Origin of the sequence: Rickettsia endosymbiont of Cardiosporidium cionae (genome assembly GCF_015476335.1) — a bacterium.
Lineage (GTDB): Bacteria > Pseudomonadota > Alphaproteobacteria > Rickettsiales > Rickettsiaceae > JADHZC01.
In genome coordinates this window covers 247,492-265,912 of sequence record NZ_JADAQY010000001.1, presented here as the reverse complement: position 1 = coordinate 265,912, position 18,421 = coordinate 247,492, and the positions used below count along the sequence as shown (strand labels likewise).

The following is an 18,421-nucleotide window of genomic DNA, read 5'->3' as shown; positions in this document are numbered from 1 at the left end:
AGGAGTGTGATTTTTTTTATTTTTTTGCTAAATAATTTTTTGTTATTACTGTTTTTTATAAAAATTATTTTAATTTTATACTAAACTACCACAGTTATCCTATTTTAAGTAAGCATATATTTATTAGCAATGTTAATATAGTTTTATATTATGATTTGGTCAGTACAAGAAATTGAAGAAGCTTTATCAATGAAGCTTCCTTTGATGAATAAGAATAGTTTTTTAGGTAGATTAGAATTTAATTCGCAAAATATACAGGAAGGTGACATATTTGTTACCCTACCAGGGAGCTTAGCAAGTTCACTAGGAGGAAAAGACGGACATGATTTCGTGTTTTCTGCTTTAGCAAAAGGTGCAGCAGCAGTTATTCTAGATAGGGATATAGAAGCTATTAGTGAAATAGATCCTAAACAATTGATTAAAGTAAGTGATAGCTTTTATTCATTAGAGTTGCTTGCACGATATAAAAGAGCTAAGTCTAAAGCTTTATTTGTAGCTATTACAGGGAGCTATGGCAAAACTACTACAAAAGATCTAGTAGCTTTAATGCTTAGTGCTTATGGCAAAACATTCAGAGGTAGAAGAAATTTTAATAATCAATTAGGGGTTTTAATGAATTTGGCATCTATGCCAGATGATATCGAATATTCTGTATTAGAGGTTTCAGTAGCTTATCAGGGTGATATAATTAAGAATGCTACAATAGTTAAACCTGATATATCTATTGTGACTTCTGTATCTGAAACTCATCTAGAATCCTTGAAAAATGTGGAGACAGTAGCTAAAGAAAAATCTGAAATATTCTCCTTGCTAGATAATAACAAAGGTATTGCCATATTAAATAGAGACAGCAATTTCTACAATATCTTATGTGATAAGTTAAATGATTTAAATATACAAAATATTTTAACTTTTGGTAGATCAGAAAATGCTGATGTTGTTTATGTATCGTATAAATCTACAGTTTCTGATCTTTCTGTAGTAAATGGTAAAAATTTAGTACAAAATAGTGATGTAGTTTTGTCTAACTGTGTTTCATTAGAATATTTAGTTGCTGGTAAAAATATCAAATTTGATCTATCAGAATTAATAGCTGAGCATATGGGAGAAAATTTTCTATCGGGCTTTGCTGTATTGCATGCATTGAATCTGGATATCTCTAAAGCTTTGGAAGTTATTCCTCAATTTAGGTTAAGAGCATCTAGAGGTAAGATAGTTCACGTGAATAAGTATAATAAACAGCATAATCTTATCTGTGATTATTTTAATAATAATCCCTATGCATTGAAAACTGTAATAAATTATTTGGATGTATTGCAGAGCCCTCATAAAATTGCTGTAGTTGGTGATATGCTGGGGTTAGGAGAGCAAGAAGTGAATCTTCATATCGATATTATAAAAAGGTTACTAAGATCTTCAGTTCAGCAAGTGGTATTTATAGGTTCTATTTTTAAATCTATTATTCACCTTTTTCAAGAAGAATTTTGTCAATATAAAATAAAGAATAATTCATATATCGAGGTAAAAGAATTTATATCAGAGATCGAAAAAGTTATTTTATCTGATTCATTAATTTTGATTAAAGGTTCAAGAAAATTAAACTTAGAAAAAATTGTAGAGCATTTTGGTGTAGTAGATGTTTTATAATTTATTGTTTGATGAGCATATAGTATTTAGGACTATAATAGTTATTATATTGAATTTTATTATATCTATGTTTGCCTATCCTGTATTTATTTTTTTTATCAAAAAAAGTAAATATTATAAGCAACCAATAAGATTAGATGGCCCTAGTACTCACCTGATCAAGTCTGATACCCCAACTATGGGAGGTATAATTCTTATATTCATTATAAATTTTTCTTTAATATTATTTGCTGACTTGACTAATATCTATATCTGGTTACTAATATTTACTTCTATTGGGTTTGCTGCTTTAGGATTCTATGATGATTATAGCAAAGTCAAACTTAATACACATAGGGGCATATCTGTTAAACAAAAATTATCACTTCAGATATTACTTGCAATTTTGATTATGATTATCTGTTTTTATACAAAGGAACATACAATTTTTACTACTAATGTTAAAATAGCTTTTATTAATTATGTTATAGATCTTAAGTATTTTTATCCAATTTTAGGAGTTTTTATAATAGTAGGGAGTTCAAATTCTATGAACTTGGTTGATGGCCTTGATGGGTTGAGTATTGGTATTACTATGATAATTATTACTAGCTTTATGTTTATAATTTATTATCATTATAATAGTGGGCTTTTTGACTTTATTGAGGATAATTTAATACAGATTAAAAATATTAAAGAGGTTATTATAGCATGTGCTGCAATAATAGGGGCAGGGCTAGGATTTTTATGGTATAATTCTAATCCAGCTCAGATATTTATGGGCGATACTGGAAGCCTTGCTTTAGGTGGAATAATTGGTACAATTGTTATTGTAACTAAAAATGAGTTTCTATTACTTATAGTAGGTGCATTGCTAGTAATAGAATCAATTTCAGTGATATTACAAGTTTACTATTATAAATTGACCAAAAAGAGGTTATTTTTAATGGCTCCTATACATCACCATTTTGAAAAGTTGGGTTGGGCAGAAAATAAAATAGTAATAAGATTTTTTATATTTTCTATAATATTATCTTTAGTTGCTCAATTAGCATTTTACTAATTTTAAAAGATGTTATGATATAGATCACTAGTGAGATTCCGGTAAATTATTTACTTATACAATAAAATATTAATATTTTTGATATGTCTAATACTAAATCAGCTAAATTATTTATTAATGGTAAAACATATGATTGTAAAATAAAACATGCTACTGTTGGTTCTGATGTTATAGATATTAGCAGCTTATATGCTGAATGTGGTTATTTAACTTATGATCCTGGTTTTGTATCTACTGCTTCTTGTGAATCTAGCATAACTTATATAGATGGAGAAAGGGGGGTATTGCGTTATAGGGGCTATGATATACAGGATTTGGCTAATAATTCTAATTTTATTGAAGTAGCTTATTTATTATTATATAAGGAATTACCAACAAAAACTGAATATAAAAATTTTGTTGATAAAATTATTAATCATTCTTTAATTCATAAAGATTTAGTAAATATTTTAAAGTCCTTTCCTGATTCTGCCCATCCTATGTCTATGTTAATGTCTCTAATAAGTTCTATGTCATTGTTTGAAAATAATGGTAATGTCTATACAGAAGAGAGTAGAGAAGCAAGTATTATTAAAATTCTTTCTACAATTTCTGTAATTGTAGCTATGATATATAGACACCATATAAAGCAAGATTTTTCTTTTTCTTCTTTATCTAATTTTAGTGGATTGACATATGTAGAGCAATTTTTATGTATGATGTTTTCTAGTAATGAAAGTGAATACCAAACAAACCCTATTTTTTCAAGAGCTCTCGAAAAAATTCTTATATTACATATAGATCATGGACAAAATGCTTCTACATCTACTGTCCGTAACTCCGGTTCTTCTGCTAGTAACTTATTCGCTTGTGTTAGCTCAGGTATTGCATCATTGTGGGGGCCGTTACATGGAGGAGCAAATGAAGCAGTAATAAGAATGTTAAAAGAAATAAACAATGTAAATAACATTCAGCATTATATCGATAGAGCTAAAAATCCTAATGATTTATTCAAATTAATGGGATTTGGACACAGGGTATATAAAAATTATGATCCTAGGGCTGTTGTTTTAAAAAGTACATGTTATAAAGTACTAAGTGAATTGAAGTTAGATTCCTCTAATAGTTCGCTTAAAATTGCGCAAGAATTAGAAAATATTGCTTTAAGTGATGAATATTTTATTAAACGCAAGTTGTATCCGAATGTAGACTTTTATTCCGGTATAATATATGAAGCTATAGGGATACCAATATCTATGTTTACGGTTTTATTTGCTTTAGCGAGAACAGTCGGCTGGTTAGCTCAATGGAAAGAAATGTGGAATAGTAATCATTTAAAAATATCAAGACCAAGGCAACTGTATACAGGGCAAGTGCATCGTGAATTCATCAGTATTGAAGATAGGTAGAGTTCAAAGAAAGCTGTGTGCAAATAAATATACAAATTTTCTTCTTAACAGAATCTGCTGGAAAGGGTTTCATATACGATGATGAGTCCTTGTTAAGTATATTTCATCATCATGTGGTAATTATTAATCGGCACTATTTTTAATCATGTAGAACAATCAGGAAAAAGTAAAATACCAATACTATAAGTAATATATATTATTTAACTTTTCCTCTAATGCACTTGTTAAGCTCCCTGGTAAGGTAATAAATATGCACCTTCATGTATTAGTACTTAACATCCCACTGTAGTTGTTGAGTCTCTTACTGAAGAAGAAGTTTCATGTATATCCAAATGCTAGGAAATTCCTTTAATAGGAGTACCGTATCTAGAACGGCCTTGTTTTCTAGACTTAACACCCTGCGCATCCAGAGCGCCACGTACTATATGATATTTCACTCCAGGTAAATCAGGGACTCTCCCCCCTCTTACAAGGACAGCGGAATGTTCTTGTAAATTATTGCCTTCGCCAGGTATATATGCATTTACGTATTCTCCATTGCTAAGACGTACTCTAGCCATTTTACGTTGAGCTGAATTAGGTTTCTTAGGAGTAACAGTTTTTACCAAGGTACAAATTCCTTTTAAAAAAGGATTATTTTTCAAAGCAGGGGAGTTACTTTTTTGAATTTTGGATTTTCTATTGAATCTGACTAGCTGATTAGTTGTAGGCATTAAAATATCTTATCGGATAATGTTGCATTATACTATAAACTGTAAATTGTATGGTGGTTATAACCCACACTCATTGACCCCGGCAGTCTATTACTAAATATGATATATGTCAATTAAAAATGCATAAATCTTTATACATTATAGAGTCAAGTCTATTGTGTTTTATCAGGTTTTTTTATATCATGACTGTTCTTCAATACTTCAAAGTCATTTTTTAATTTTAAAAAACTGTTTCTTAATTGGTTGAACTCTTCTCGAGTTACATAATTTCCTTTAATTAAATTCAGCTCTAAATACTCATTACAAGTCTTTTTTATTATTTCATTTCCTTGATTTATTATTGAGCCTGTGCCACGTAAAATTTTAAAAATATTTTTGTTCATAATATTTTTTGTATTTGAATTATAGCTAATAAAATTATTTGACTCTTTTGAGTCGTATTTGTATAAGGAAATTAAAATTAGATCGCAAGATTTAGGAGCTACTACTCAAGCATATATAAGACATTTAGTTCATAATAATTTTTAAAACTATTAATCAATTGTCATATAATATCGGATAAACAAAGAATAATGATTATTAATAATTGAGAGCTTAAACATTTTATATTATTGAATGATATTTTTTGTAATTCCTTATCCTCTTTGTTATTGGCAACAAAATTTATATTTTAAGTAAAGCATTCTTTAACTAATTATCATAATATCCTAATAAATTCAATTAATATAGCTTGTTTATCATAATTGGTAAACATAATTATTATTTTGTATGCATTATTAGTATATCGCGTGTTTGAGTAAATAATGATTAACTAATCTAGTAGTATTACTTATTGATATATAACATGCTATCATTTTCTGTTAGTTTTTACTTGATTTAGTAATTAATATATAATTTATTGCTAATAATGTTATTATAATTTATATCTATACTGTATTTCAGTTTTATACCTCATACAAATAAGTGCATATAATGAATAATTATTTGGAATCTCAAATGCGGAGTGCCCTAAGTAAAAATATTGATAGGAGAGTTTTGTTGGTAGAATTAGTTAATCGTTATGAGATATCTATTTTGAATCATAATGTGACTAACATTAAAAAAATCTTTACTGAAATTGTATTAGAAGTTTGCAAAGATTTTGGAATTTCTGATGTGTTACCTTCAGATGACATTTCTAAACATTATATATTGCTTGATTTTGATATTTCAACTACTAAAAAGCTTGCTTTGAAAATTTTAGAGCAAACAGGTATGTATTATAATATAGAATATCCTGACATCATTATTGATGTAGTATCTTCTAGTGCTAGCTATAGCAGCGCATCTTATGATGTGGTCATGCTAGATAATTTACTGAATTATGGGATATTCAATCATAAATATAAATTTTATTGTTATGAAGAAAATTTATTAGAATTTGTAAACCTATATGAACGTAATACTAAAATTACTTTACTTAAGTCATCTATTTTTGATGATAGTAAAATAAAATTTATGTATCAGCCTATAGTGGATTGTAAAAATGGTCATATTGTCTATTATGAATGCTTACTTAGAGTTTATGATGGAAATGATTTTATATCCGTAGGTTCTATAATGCCTTACATAAGAACTAGAAAATTAAGTACAATAATAGATATCAAGGTATTTAATATGGCAATTACAGAGCTAAAAAAAGATCCTAAATTAAAATTATCAATTAATATATCTAATATTGGTATTGTAGATTCAGAAGTACTGAACGTTGCCGAAGAGTTACTATCTGATAAATCTGTTGCAGTACGTTTAATAATAGAAATTACAGAAACTAATTTAAATGATAATATTTATCTAACTAAAAAATTTATTAATAGATTACACAAATTAGGTTGTTCATTCGCATTAGATGATTTTGGAGCTGGATTTACTTCCTTTAAGCAATTATGGAAATTACCTATAGATATTATTAAAATTGATGGAAGTTATATCACCAATATACTAAGTAATAATCATAATAGATTTTTTGTTGAAATAATGATTAAAATTTCCAATCATTTTGGACTTAATACTGTAGCAGAATTTGTTGAAAATGCTGAAGTAGCAAAGTTTTTACAGTATATGAATATAGATGCAATACAAGGTAATTTTTTATTGCCTGCATCAAATAAAAGAATAGATTAATTAACTAATATGAAATATGTCAGTTATTGATGATTTGAAATTTTCACTGGATCTGATTCCTGCAGTAAGTATCTATGGTAAAATAATAAAAATACATATTACCACTATAGAATGTGTAGGCATAGAGCGGCATTCTTTTATTGGTAGTATTTGCAGTATAGAAAAGAATAAAAAAGAAATTATCCTTTCTGAAGTCATAGGTTTTAATAAAGATGTTACTATATTGATGCCATTTGGAGATATAGCAGGTCTCAGCACTGGTTCTGAAGTACGGGTCTTAGGGGATATATACTCTAGCATATACCCGGATATGACCTGGCTTGGTAGAATGCTGGATGCTTTTGGCAATCCTATAGATGATTACGCAGATTCTATAATGAAAAGGGGTACAAAACAGTATCAGCTTAGAGCTAATGTTATCCCTTCACAAAAACGTAATATAGTTGGAAATAAAGTAGAAATGGGTATAAAAGCGATAGATATATTTGCTAGCTGTTGTAGGGGGCAGCGTATGGGTATTTTTTCTGGTAGTGGAGTAGGCAAGTCTGTGCTAATTTCTATGTTAACTAGAAATGCAAATTTTGATGTAAAGATTATTGGATTAATAGGAGAAAGAAGCAGAGAAAGCAAAGAATTTATTAATAAATATCTGGGTAAAGAAGGGCTTAAAAATGCAGTAATAGTTGTAGCAAATGGTAATGAATCTGCGCTAATGAGAAAGAGGGCAACTTATTTAACAATGACTATCGCTGAGTATTTTAGAGATCAAAATAAAGAAGTGTTGTGTATAATAGATTCTATGACCAGATTTGCTATGGCACAAAGAGAAATAGGTTTAGCCCTTGGTGAGGCTCCAACTTCTAAAGGTTATACTGCCTCAGTTTTTAGTGAATTACCAAAAATACTAGAAAGAGCAGGTCCTGGTACTAAAAGTTCTAGTATCACTGGCTTATTTTCTGTATTGGTTGAAGGAGATGATCATAATGAACCCATAAGTGACGCTATGAGAGGTGTGTTGGATGGTCATATAGTATTGAACCGCAGTATTGCTGAACGAAATAGATATCCTGCTGTCGATATATTAAAAAGTATTTCTAGGATGCTACCTGGGTGTAATACTGAGTTGCAAAATAGGAATATTAACCGTGCTAAAAAATATATTGCACTTTATGAAGATATGTCAGATCTTATTAAGATAGGAGCCTACAAACATAATTCAAATCCTGAAGTGGATCTTGCAATTAAATATTACAGAAAAATAGATGAATTAATTAGGCAGGCGCCTGATGAGTATTGTTCTATTGAAGATGCTTACCAAGCACTGGAACAAATTATCTCTAATTAAATAATGCTTTGATTGAGTTTATGGGTTTAGTGAATCACAGTAATACTCTAAACAATTTAATCAAAATCAAAAAAAATGATATATTAGAACTACAAAATGTTATTCGAAAATACAATACTAATAGAGATTCATTAAAAAGCCAATTATGCATCTTACAGGATAATCAAAAACATGAAATCCAAAAATATTATTCACCAGAATATTTACCTATATTGAATGATTATATCTCATCTACAGATTCTTTAAATACAGATTTACTTAATAAAATTGCCGATATTAACAATAAACTAGCGTTGGTTCAAGATGAGTTATTAAAGCATTTTACTGAGTTAAAGCAATATGAAACATTGCTAGCGAATAATATACAAATCCAAATAGAGCAAGAAAAAAAATCAGAGCAATCATCTCTTGACGAGTATTATATACAAAATCACGCTGATAAGGATAAAAAACATGATTTAGGTTGATCTATAATATACTAGCAATATATTTCATATAACTTTATTATGGGCTAATTTTATTAAAATGATGCTTAGTATTAGATACAGGTATTCGTTATCTTTTTCACTTCCATTTAGCTGAGTGATAGGGCATATATTTAGTTTTTCTTTATTTAATTGAGAGGCCCCAATAAGATTATCTAAAACAAAGTCAGTGTTAAGGTCAGCTTTTTGAATGTGATAGTTATAAGGTAGTATATTTTTAAATATAGCAGTTGGATTCAATAGAATTGATATAATAAATATAACTACTGAGAGAAAAAACATTACAAACTATTGCTTAGTTCAGTAAACTTAACAATTTTCATTCACCGTATAAATATATATTAAAATATATTTACTTTTATTTCAATCAAAAAATTAATATTTATTAATATAATAAAATATAAGAGGTTCAAAAAAAATATGTAATATCTATCTAAGTGAAATCAGCGATTTTTAAAATTTACTAAATAACAACAACAATTAATTTGATTAATAACTCCTAAAAAGGGCAGTTGCAGCCAAAGTAAGTTATGTGCTACAATGGGGCTAACCTACCCTTTTTACTTCTTTTACTTCTTACTTAACTTATTATAATCATATCTTTTTATAGATGTACCCTGAGACCTAGAAGTACACTCATAGCAACAGTTCTATTTTTAAATTTAATTTCTGGAGCTTCATTGTATCCTGTTTTTATCACTTCTTGTAACTTTTTTGTTGATTCTGAGTCAAGGTTATTGCCTTTAATTTTTACGCTCTTTATTTTATCAGAAGGTTTACCTAAAAAAGCAACTTGTAGACCCAAGTCTAAATCTACATTATCTGATAAAGGTATTGACGCAATGTTATCAACAGTTGCAGCAAAACCTACTGCATTTTTGCCTTGCATATTAATTTCAGTTATTGCTGTGCTATTATCGTTAGGATTTGATAATTTTGTATTACTACTAAAGTTCATAAAATTTATTCCTATACCTAATTTAGAAGACAATTTTATAGGTCCGAAATCTTCATTATTCCAGTTATATCTTCCGCTTATAATTATTGCATGAGATGTGAATTTAAATTGCTGTGATTTCAATTTGTTGCCATCCTCATTCTGCGAATCTATACCTGTAACTCTTAGAAAGTTATCGATGTCTTCTTGTTTGTTCTTAGAGAGTGAAAATTTTTTTAAAGGTAAATCATAGTATGTGTAATTCAACTCTGCTGCAAATCTATTTGAAAAACTATATCCTATCCCTCCAAAAAACATAGGGGCAACCTTGGAACTGAAATCCTTTGTTCCTTTTTCACTTACTAGTTTGAATTTATTAGAGAAAAATTTAATCCCACCTCCGAAATTTAGATATACCCCGTTTCTATCTGGAGCAGTATTATTTGTATCTGCTAAAATTGTTGTAGAGAGTAATGACAACATACCGCATTGTATTAGTATTTTTTTAATTTTCATTCTGTTTATTTATATAAGTTTAATTGAATAAGATTAACAATTTATCATCTAAATGTTTTAGTTTTTAACTAAGTACAGTTAGACAGCCACGTAATATAATGTTTTTTTATCAATTTATCTAGTATTTTTTTCAATAAAATATAGAAATAATTTTAATCTGTGACATTTATGTATCTATATATGAAAATTACTTAACAATATTATCGATGTTATTTGTAGAGTTTTAGTAGTAATTTTTATTGACTCAATTATCAAGATTATTAATTGGAGGATTTTAATTGATATTATTTGTCTATTTTCCTATTTGTTTACTATAGATTAAATAAACAAAATTATCAATTATCTTATTGTAATCTTTTGTTAATAGCAATAGAATGTTGTCTGTGGTGCATAGAAAATCTAGGGTGTAGATCTAGCATCTTAAAAAGATTTATTCAATGTTTTGTATCAGTTTTTATTGCAAGTATTTGTTGTTTTGATACATATAGTTTTAATATTTATACAGATTAAATAGTTAGATATGGATGATAATTTAGAATCAACAGATAGAGATATTTTACCTATAAGTTTTGAAACTGAGATGCAACGCTCCTACATGGATTATGCAATGAGCGTAATTATTAGCAGAGCTATACCTGATGTACGAGATGGATTGAAGCCCGTTCACCGTCGTATTTTATTCGCGATGCACTCTGGGGGCTATAGCCATGATAAATCTTATAAAAAATCTGCCAGAATCGTAGGTGATGTCATAGGTAAATATCATCCTCATGGAGATGTTGCAGTTTATGATGCTTTAGTAAGGATGGCTCAAGAATTTTCTCTTAGAATTCCTCTGGTTGATGGCCAAGGGAATTTCGGTTCTGTAGATGGAGATGCTCCGGCTGCAATGAGATATACTGAATCTAGATTGGCAAAAATTAGTTCCTCTTTGCTTTCTGATATAGATAAAGATACAGTGGATTTTACTCTTAATTATGATGACTCTGAGTATGAGCCTAGGGTACTGCCATCTGTATTCCCTAATTTGTTGGTCAATGGTAGTGGGGGGATAGCTGTTGGTATGGCTACCAATATTCCTACGCATAATATAGGAGAAGTCATCGATGCTTGTTTGGCATATATCGATAATCATGACATTGACATAATTGATATGTTGAAATTTATAAAAGGTCCGGATTTTCCAACTGGAGGGGTAATATTAGGCGCTAAGTCAATTCAAGAAGCATATTTAACTGGTAAATCCGTTATAACTTGTAGGGGGAGATGCAATATAGAAAATAATGCTGATGATAAAAATACTATTATTATCACTGAAATACCATATATGGTTAATAAATCTAAGTTAATAGAAAAAATTGCAGATTTAGTCAAGGATAAGAAAATTGTTTCCATAAGTGATATCAGAGATGAATCAAATAAAGATGGTATAAGGGTAGTAATTGAAATGAAAAAATATGCAAATCCAAAATTATTACTTAATCAACTATATTCTTATACTCCGCTGCAAAGTAGTTTTGGAATCACACTGCTAGCCCTTGATAAAAATATGCCTAAAGTAATGAATATAAAGGAGATTATAGCAGCATTTATAGAGTTTAGAGAGGAAATAGTAACGAAACGCAGTATTTTCTTATTAAATAAATCTAAAGATAGAGCCCATTTATTGGTTGGGTTGATGATTGCAATCAATAATCTTGATTTGGTGATTTCTATTATTAGAAATTCAGCTAGTGTAGCAGAAGCTAAAAGCTTGTTATTAGAGAAATTTTGGGATTGTACTGATATTCTTGATATCATTATGTTGATTGATGAAAATTTAGTGACAATCAAGAATAATAAAATTGCTTTAACAGAGCACCAGATTAAGGCAATTTTAGATATGAAATTACAGCGTTTGACAATGATAGAAAAAAATAAGCTCGAAGAGGAACTGAGGTTTTTAAAAAATGAAATATCAAAATATATTAACATTTTAAGTTCTAGAGATACATTATTATCTGTTTTAAAATCAGAGTTGCTAGAAGTAAAAGAAAAATTCAATACTTCAAGATTAACAGAGATCTACTTAGAAGATATAGAACATAATTTAGAGGATCTAATAGAAAAAGAAGATATGGTGGTAACAGTAACTCATAGTGGTTATATTAAACGTGTACCATTAGCTCATTATAAATCTCAGAAAAGAGGAGGTAAGGGTAGAGCAGGGTTACTAATGAAAGATGAAGATATTACTACAAAAATATTTGTAGATAATACCCATAGTAGTTTATTGTTTTTTTCTAATATAGGTAAGGTTTATAGTTTAAAATTTTATAAATTACCGTTAGGGAATCTACAAAGTAGAGGGCAGCCTATAATTAATTTATTGCCGTTGCAATCTGGTGAAAAAATTACAACTATCATGCCATTGCCCCAAGATCAAAATAGCTGGGATAGTTTATATCTTATGTTTGTCATTTCTAGTGGATTAGTTAGGAGAAATGCTTTACAAGATTTTACTAAGCTTTTATCTAGTGGCAAAATTGCTATATCTCTTGAAAATGGCGAAAAGTTGGTTGATGTTAAAGTATGTAATAAAAATGAGCATGTATTTTTAGCTACTAGATTTGGTAAGGCTATACGTTTCCCTGTAAATAGTATTAGGGTATTTAAGGGCAGAACTTCTAGAGGTATAAAGGGAATAAAGCTAGTACAGGATAAAGATGCAGTTATATCTATGGAAATTATTCAAGGTTTGAATACAAACATCCAAGAACGCGAGGCATATTTATCAATACCATTTATCAAACGTATTAAATTTATGAGTAATATAGAAAATTTTGGATCTAGTAATTTAGAATCAATTCTTAAAAAATCTAATATAGATACTTCTAGTTTAAATCTGGAATTTAGCAAAATTTTAGAAATGGCTCAATCTGAAGATTTTATACTTACTATAGGAGAAAATGGGATAGCTAAAAGTAGCTCTGTGTATGAATATCGTGTTACATCTAGAGGTGGGCAGGGTGTTATTAATATGAGTATTTCAAAAAAAACTGGTCAAGTAGCATTAGCTATCAAAGCAAATATAAAAAATGAAATAATGATTATCACTAATAAAGGTCAAGTGATAAGGTCAAGGTTAGATGCTATCAGAGCTACTGGGCGTGTTAGTAGTGGAGTGAAATTATTTAATACAGATAAAGATAATCACGTCGCTTCAGCTTCTCTTATTGAAGAAGATGTGGTGAATGGGCTATATTCTGCTGAATAACTGTAATTCATATCTTATCTATATAAGCATTTTTAGTTTTCATGTATTTTCAGATTGTTAATGCTGTATTAATGATTTTAGGTACAGCAGTGGGCGCTGGTATGTTGGGGTTACCACTATCTATTGGTAGATCTGGCTTTATTATATCTGCAATCACCACTGTAGCAGTGTGGTATATTATGTTTTGTACAGGTATCATTTTATCTGAGGTGGTGGTATGGAATAAACATCAAGATCAAAAATTGCCTTCTATAGTTTATAGATTTTTAGGTAAGAAATATAGCGTTCTAGTCAGTTTTATATTTTTGTTTCTTTATTATTGTTTGATGATAGCCTATTTTGCAGCTGGAGTACCAATATTAGGAGAGCTTTTATCAATACCAAATATTTTCTTGAGTTATATTATTTTTTTATGTTTTTTTATTGTTTTGATATATTTAGGTGAAAAATTAATAGGTAAATCAAATATTTTAATGTCATTATTTTTATGTTTGATATTGATAATATTAATCACAATACAATCTCGTGATGTAATACACGGTAATTTAATCAATTTAGATTTTGCTAATATTTTTGTTGGAGTTCCTATATTATTTGGGGCTTTTGGATATCATAATATTATCCCTTATATTTGTAGATTATTAGACTATAATACACGTTATATTAGGATATCGATATTTTCCGGGACTATGTTGGTGTTATTGATTTATATAGCATGGGAATGGGTGATAATAGGCTCTATTGATAAATCATTAATAGAACAATATTTTTTTACCGGTTCAAGTATAGCGTTGGTATTTAAAACTGATACTATTGTAGCGTTATTATTGAAATATTTTGCCATTTTTGCTATTAGTACTTCAATGTTAGGTGTTGCATTTTCTGTTTTAGATTTCTTAAATGATAGTATTTTCTTGAATTATTTTAATAGTCGATATATTAAAAAACATTTAATTTTAACATTAATAGTACTTATACCACCTTGCGTTTTGGCTATGTTTAATCCTGATATTTTCTATACTATACTTGGCATTGCTGGAGGTTTTGGTGAAATTATTTTAAATGGTATATTGCCTGTGATATTATTTTATTATGGTCATCATAAAAATAAATTATTTTCTAATATGAAATATTGTAATAGTAGAAATATATTGAAATTTTTTACTACATTTTTTTTATTAATGATTATCTTGGAATTCTATAATTTATTTCATTAATTTTTTAGAATCATTGGTAAGAATTCTTGCTAATGATACAAGAATTGATTATAATCAGCCCAGTTGTTTGAATTAATTAATGCTAGTATTGTGAAATGGATAACTTAGCTCAATTTATTTGGCTAAATGGACGGTTTGTTCTTAGTTCAGAATGTAATATTTCTTTATTAACACATAGTTTTCATTATACCGGTTCTGTGTTTGAAGGAGAAAGGGCGTATAATGGTAAAATATTCAAGCTTAGGGAACATTCAGAAAGATTATTAAGATCAGCTTTATCTATAAATTTAAAAATTAAGTATAGTGTAGATGAAATTATTAATGCTAGTGAAGAGTTAATAATTAAGAATAATTTGTATAATGCTTATGTTAGGCCTATAGTTTGGCGTAGCACTTCTTCTTTAAGGATTAGTGATAAAGTACAAAATACAGTTGCAGATGTAGCAATATTGGCATTACGATTTTCTAATGAGGATTCTATAACTTCTCCTACACCTATGAAGCTTTGTGTTTCAAAATGGAAGAAAATCCATTGTGATTCTATACCAATACAAAGTAAGACTTCTGCAGGCTATATTATGTCTGTGCCTGAACAGGAGTTGGCGCTCTCTAATGGATATGATGATTGTTTATTTTTAGATCTGAACAATTATGTTGCAGAGTGCAGCGTTAGTAATGTTTTTTTTGCTAAATCTAATGAAATAGTTACACCTACCGTTCGTAACTGTTTAAATGGCATTACTAGACAGGTGATAATTAAAATAGCTAAAAAATTAGGTTTTGTTGTTCGTGAATTAGATCTTACATTAGATCAGCTGGTAGATTATGATACTTGTTTTGTTACCGGTAGTTCGGTAGAGGTGAAAGCAGTTGCTTGTATTGATACTTTGAGTAAAGTTGGTAAATTATTATTTCCTAATAATATAACTACAGATTCTGTTATCTCGGAATATAAAAAAATTGTAAGAGAATAGTTATATTATGTTGGGCATATAGTTTTGTTGTTAAATGTATTTTATTAATTAATTATTTTGTCGTTTTTATTATGAGTAAAGCTAAAATTGGTTCTAAAAATAATCCTTCAGGTCGTTCTCAGTCATTAGATTATTTTTATAATAATCAAAAAGTTAGGCCTGTAAAGTTTATTGATAATTTTAAGTCTTGTTTGGCTGCAGAATATTATGATTCTGGTGAATTGGTTAAAGATAAACATAACAATTTATTAACTTGGAATATTGTAGTTAATAATGCAGTAAGGAAATAATATGTTCGTAGTTATATTATAGCTGTTTATTTTTGAATTTATTAATGTTAGATACTAACAAATTGATATTCCTTGATAATTTTATCTAGTAGTGTTACTATGCTTTGTGTCAGTTAATTGTATGAATATGAAATTTTTTATAAGATGAGTATAGAAAAGAAAGAAGATTTTAGTGAAATAGTGGATTCTGAGAGTGATCTAAAGAGTGATAAGGTTGATATATTTTCTGATATTAGGTATATATGTCGTTCTACTTCTTTGATATTGGATTCTTTACAAAGAGGATTTGACGTAGCACAATTACCAAGTGGGGATGTTGTTGTCACAGAGATCAAGGTGGTTAATACTCATTATACGTGGAATCGTGACAAACATAAGATGGTTAAGATTGGTCAAAGTTAATATCAACGCTTGATTATTAGGGCTTTAGTAGTTCTTCTTGCATATATTGTAGAATTATAGCATTTTCTATTTTAGGTATTTTTATATTTCTTTCGTTCGGTAGCAATGTTGTATGCAAATAAAGTATTTCATAATTTATATAACGAATATAATATAGATGTCAGTAGCTCTATGAAAAGAGCTGATTGGTCAAGTACTAGATCTTTGATACTTAAAGGTAGGGATTGGATAGTAAATGAAATTAAAAATTCAGGATTAAGAGGTAGAGGTGGAGCAGGTTTTTATACAGGTCTTAAGTGGTCTTTTATGCCTAAAGATAGTGACAAACCTTCTTATTTAGTAGTGAATGCAGATGAATCAGAGCCTGGTACATGTAAAGATAGGGATTTAATACGGTATGAACCTCATAAATTAATTGAGGGTTGCTTGCTTGCTTCAGTTGCTATAGGCGCCCATGTTTGTTATATATATTTAAGAGGGGAATTCTTTAGAGAGTCATTTATATTGCAAAATGCGTTAGATGAAGCTTATAATTTAGGATTAATAGGTAAGAATTCTTGTAATTCTGGTTATAATCTTGATGTTTATTTGCATCGTGGAGCTGGGGCTTATGTGTGTGGAGAAGAAACAGCTTTGCTTGAAAGCCTCGAAGGAAAAAGAGGACACCCTAGGCTAAAGCCTCCTTTCCCAGCATCTAAAGGGCTTTATGATTGTCCTACTACTATCAATAATGTAGAATCAATAGCTCTAGTACCTACAATATTAAGGAAAGGATCAAGTTGGTTTAGATCTTTAGGAAAACCTAACAGTACAGGTACAAAGTTGTTTTCTATTTCTGGTCATGTTAATAATCCTTGCAATGTTGAAGAAGAGTTAGGAATTTCTCTTAAGCAATTGATAGAAAAATATGCTGGAGGTGTTTTAGGAGGGTGGGAAAATCTTAAAGCAATAATTCCAGGAGGGTCATCTGTACCATTGATACCAAAAGATATGTGCGGTGACTTAAGTATGGATTTTGATTCGTTACATTCTGTAGGCTCAGCACTTGGTACAGGTGGAGTAATAGTTATGAATCAATCTACTGATATTATATATGCCATTGCAAGGATTAGTAAATTTTATATGCATGAGTCTTGTGGACAATGTACTCCTTGTAGAGAAGGAACAGGGTGGATGTGGAGAATAATGAATAGATTTATTAAGGGTAATGCAGAAATTAGAGAGATTGATCAATTATTAGAAATTACATATCAAGTGGCAGGTGGTAATAGTATATGCGCTTTAGGAGATGCGGCAGCCTGGCCTATCCAGGGGTTAATTAGACATTTTAGAAGTGAAATTGAAGATAGAATTAAGAGTTATAAGCTTACTACGAGCTGAGTGCTGTTACTGAATATTAATGTAGTAATAGGTGTTTTAACTTGGTATATCTTAAAGTGTGATCACCACACCACAGTAAAGTCAAAAGTCAGTCTTTTCAACATCTCTACACTCAGTGAGTTTAATGAATTAGTAGTAAAACCCTGATATTTATTCTCTGATCACTAAAACAGATATGGATGAGTGTCTTACTATTTTTGAAGCATTTGATCCTAGCATGTAATTACCTAGTTGTGGTCGTATTGCTAAAACCATTATTAAATCAGCATTTACTTGTTCAGAGTATCTTATCACTTCATCATAAATTACTCCTCTAGATACATAATATTCTACTTCTACACTGTTATCATATATAGAATTATTTACAATATTTTTTAATTTTTTTAGTGAAACATTTTTTTGTTCTCTTATCCAATTTCTTGGTAAATAATCTTCTAACATCTGAATTCCAAAATTCGGTATAACATTTATAATGTGTATTTTAGAGTGAAAATCACTTACCATTTTCAATGCAGAAGACATTACAGACTGACTACGAGAACAATTATCCAGCAAATCAATTGGTACAACTATATTTTTAAACATATAGGCTTCTATTTTTATATGCAGAACCATCCAGAATATATACAACTATACATTATAACACAAAACAGTATTTTATCTCTA

Annotated in this window: 17 protein-coding genes; 12 read left to right on the top strand and 5 right to left on the bottom strand. The window is 29.0% G+C overall.

The features are described from left to right. The first annotated feature begins 150 nt into the window (after positions 1–150). From IHI24_RS01075 to IHI24_RS01065, 3 genes are all read left to right on the top strand, one after another. Positions 151–1,647: a UDP-N-acetylmuramoyl-tripeptide--D-alanyl-D-alanine ligase gene (locus IHI24_RS01075; RefSeq protein WP_194966222.1), complete on the top strand. Its 1,497-nt coding sequence runs from the start codon at positions 151–153 to the stop codon at positions 1,645–1,647. After that, entirely contained in the window at positions 1,637–2,689 is a 1,053-nt protein-coding gene (mraY, locus tag IHI24_RS01070; RefSeq protein ID WP_194966221.1) for a phospho-N-acetylmuramoyl-pentapeptide-transferase, read from the top strand. Before IHI24_RS01075 ends, mraY begins: the two co-directional genes overlap by 11 nt. Positions 2,690–2,772: 83 nt before the next feature. Further along, on the top strand, positions 2,773–4,077 hold the full coding sequence (locus IHI24_RS01065) for a citrate synthase (protein ID WP_194966220.1): 1,305 nt from the start codon (positions 2,773–2,775) through the stop codon (positions 4,075–4,077). Between the two features lie 335 nt (positions 4,078–4,412). Here IHI24_RS01065 and rpsL read toward each other — a convergent pair whose 3' ends face one another. Then, entirely contained in the window at positions 4,413–4,790 is a 378-nt protein-coding gene (rpsL, locus tag IHI24_RS01060) for a 30S ribosomal protein S12 (protein ID WP_194966219.1), read from the bottom strand. 152 nt (positions 4,791–4,942) lie between these two features. Beyond that, positions 4,943–5,173, bottom strand: a complete 231-nt coding sequence (locus IHI24_RS01055; protein ID WP_194966218.1) for a hypothetical protein — start codon at positions 5,171–5,173, stop codon at positions 4,943–4,945. Between the two features lie 589 nt (positions 5,174–5,762). On the opposite strand from IHI24_RS01055, the gene IHI24_RS01050 reads away from it, so the two are divergent. The 3 genes from IHI24_RS01050 to IHI24_RS01040 are packed head-to-tail and all read left to right on the top strand — an operon-like array spanning position 5,763 to position 8,765. Further along, positions 5,763–6,953, top strand: coding sequence for an EAL domain-containing protein (locus IHI24_RS01050; protein WP_194966217.1), 1,191 nt, complete (start codon positions 5,763–5,765; stop codon positions 6,951–6,953). 16 nt (positions 6,954–6,969) lie between these two features. Continuing rightward, positions 6,970–8,298 (top strand): FliI/YscN family ATPase, encoded by a 1,329-nt coding sequence (locus IHI24_RS01045; protein WP_194966216.1) that lies wholly within the window; start codon positions 6,970–6,972, stop codon positions 8,296–8,298. A gap of 20 nt (positions 8,299–8,318) precedes the next feature. Continuing rightward, the gene (locus tag IHI24_RS01040) at positions 8,319–8,765 is read left to right on the top strand and encodes a flagellar FliJ family protein (RefSeq protein ID WP_194966215.1); all 447 of its coding nucleotides are present in this window, start codon (positions 8,319–8,321) and stop codon (positions 8,763–8,765) included. Between the two features lie 24 nt (positions 8,766–8,789). Here IHI24_RS01040 and IHI24_RS01035 read toward each other — a convergent pair whose 3' ends face one another. Both IHI24_RS01035 and IHI24_RS01030 read right to left on the bottom strand, forming a co-directional pair. After that, a complete protein-coding gene (locus tag IHI24_RS01035; protein ID WP_194966214.1) occupies positions 8,790–9,065 on the bottom strand; it encodes a hypothetical protein in 276 nt (91 codons plus the stop codon). 322 nt (positions 9,066–9,387) lie between these two features. Continuing rightward, on the bottom strand, positions 9,388–10,236 hold the full coding sequence (locus tag IHI24_RS01030) for a hypothetical protein (protein WP_194966213.1): 849 nt from the start codon (positions 10,234–10,236) through the stop codon (positions 9,388–9,390). 520 nt (positions 10,237–10,756) lie between these two features. Between IHI24_RS01030 and gyrA the strand changes: the two genes are divergently transcribed. The 6 genes from gyrA (at position 10,757) to nuoF (ending at position 17,755) form a co-directional block, all read left to right on the top strand. Then, positions 10,757–13,492, top strand: coding sequence for a DNA topoisomerase (ATP-hydrolyzing) subunit A (gene gyrA, locus IHI24_RS01025; protein ID WP_194966212.1), 2,736 nt, complete (start codon positions 10,757–10,759; stop codon positions 13,490–13,492). 41 nt (positions 13,493–13,533) lie between these two features. Beyond that, positions 13,534–14,709, top strand: a complete 1,176-nt coding sequence (locus tag IHI24_RS01020; RefSeq protein WP_194966211.1) for an aromatic amino acid transport family protein — start codon at positions 13,534–13,536, stop codon at positions 14,707–14,709. Positions 14,710–14,804: 95 nt separating this feature from the next. Continuing rightward, positions 14,805–15,683, top strand: coding sequence for an aminotransferase class IV (locus IHI24_RS01015; protein WP_194966210.1), 879 nt, complete (start codon positions 14,805–14,807; stop codon positions 15,681–15,683). A 71-nt stretch (positions 15,684–15,754) separates the two neighbouring features. Continuing rightward, positions 15,755–15,973 carry a hypothetical protein gene (locus tag IHI24_RS01010; protein ID WP_194966209.1) on the top strand — a complete coding sequence of 73 codons (219 nt, stop codon included), beginning with the start codon at positions 15,755–15,757 and terminating at the stop codon, positions 15,971–15,973. Between the two features lie 144 nt (positions 15,974–16,117). Then, complete coding sequence (locus IHI24_RS01005; protein ID WP_194966208.1) at positions 16,118–16,375, top strand: DUF2671 domain-containing protein; 258 nt, start codon at positions 16,118–16,120, stop codon at positions 16,373–16,375. Positions 16,376–16,480: 105 nt separating this feature from the next. After that, complete coding sequence (gene nuoF / locus IHI24_RS01000; RefSeq protein ID WP_194966207.1) at positions 16,481–17,755, top strand: NADH-quinone oxidoreductase subunit NuoF; 1,275 nt, start codon at positions 16,481–16,483, stop codon at positions 17,753–17,755. A 150-nt stretch (positions 17,756–17,905) separates the two neighbouring features. On the opposite strand, the gene IHI24_RS00995 is transcribed toward nuoF, so the two are convergent. Continuing rightward, a complete protein-coding gene (locus IHI24_RS00995) occupies positions 17,906–18,370 on the bottom strand; it encodes a universal stress protein (RefSeq protein WP_194966206.1) in 465 nt (154 codons plus the stop codon). Positions 18,371–18,421 lie beyond the last annotated feature (51 nt).

Coding starts and splice junctions, on each gene's coding strand:
- IHI24_RS01075 (WP_194966222.1), top strand. CDS start 151: ATGATTTGGTCAGTACAAGAAATTGAAGAAGCTTTATCAATGAAGCTT.
- mraY (WP_194966221.1), top strand. CDS start 1,637: ATGTTTTATAATTTATTGTTTGATGAGCATATAGTATTTAGGACTATA.
- IHI24_RS01065 (WP_194966220.1), top strand. CDS start 2,773: ATGTCTAATACTAAATCAGCTAAATTATTTATTAATGGTAAAACATAT.
- rpsL (WP_194966219.1), bottom strand. CDS start 4,790: ATGCCTACAACTAATCAGCTAGTCAGATTCAATAGAAAATCCAAAATT.
- IHI24_RS01055 (WP_194966218.1), bottom strand. CDS start 5,173: ATGAACAAAAATATTTTTAAAATTTTACGTGGCACAGGCTCAATAATA.
- IHI24_RS01050 (WP_194966217.1), top strand. CDS start 5,763: ATGAATAATTATTTGGAATCTCAAATGCGGAGTGCCCTAAGTAAAAAT.
- IHI24_RS01045 (WP_194966216.1), top strand. CDS start 6,970: ATGTCAGTTATTGATGATTTGAAATTTTCACTGGATCTGATTCCTGCA.
- IHI24_RS01040 (WP_194966215.1), top strand. CDS start 8,319: ATGGGTTTAGTGAATCACAGTAATACTCTAAACAATTTAATCAAAATC.
- IHI24_RS01035 (WP_194966214.1), bottom strand. CDS start 9,065: ATGTTTTTTCTCTCAGTAGTTATATTTATTATATCAATTCTATTGAAT.
- IHI24_RS01030 (WP_194966213.1), bottom strand. CDS start 10,236: ATGAAAATTAAAAAAATACTAATACAATGCGGTATGTTGTCATTACTC.
- gyrA (WP_194966212.1), top strand. CDS start 10,757: ATGGATGATAATTTAGAATCAACAGATAGAGATATTTTACCTATAAGT.
- IHI24_RS01020 (WP_194966211.1), top strand. CDS start 13,534: ATGTATTTTCAGATTGTTAATGCTGTATTAATGATTTTAGGTACAGCA.
- IHI24_RS01015 (WP_194966210.1), top strand. CDS start 14,805: ATGGATAACTTAGCTCAATTTATTTGGCTAAATGGACGGTTTGTTCTT.
- IHI24_RS01010 (WP_194966209.1), top strand. CDS start 15,755: ATGAGTAAAGCTAAAATTGGTTCTAAAAATAATCCTTCAGGTCGTTCT.
- IHI24_RS01005 (WP_194966208.1), top strand. CDS start 16,118: ATGAGTATAGAAAAGAAAGAAGATTTTAGTGAAATAGTGGATTCTGAG.
- nuoF (WP_194966207.1), top strand. CDS start 16,481: ATGTTGTATGCAAATAAAGTATTTCATAATTTATATAACGAATATAAT.
- IHI24_RS00995 (WP_194966206.1), bottom strand. CDS start 18,370: ATGGTTCTGCATATAAAAATAGAAGCCTATATGTTTAAAAATATAGTT.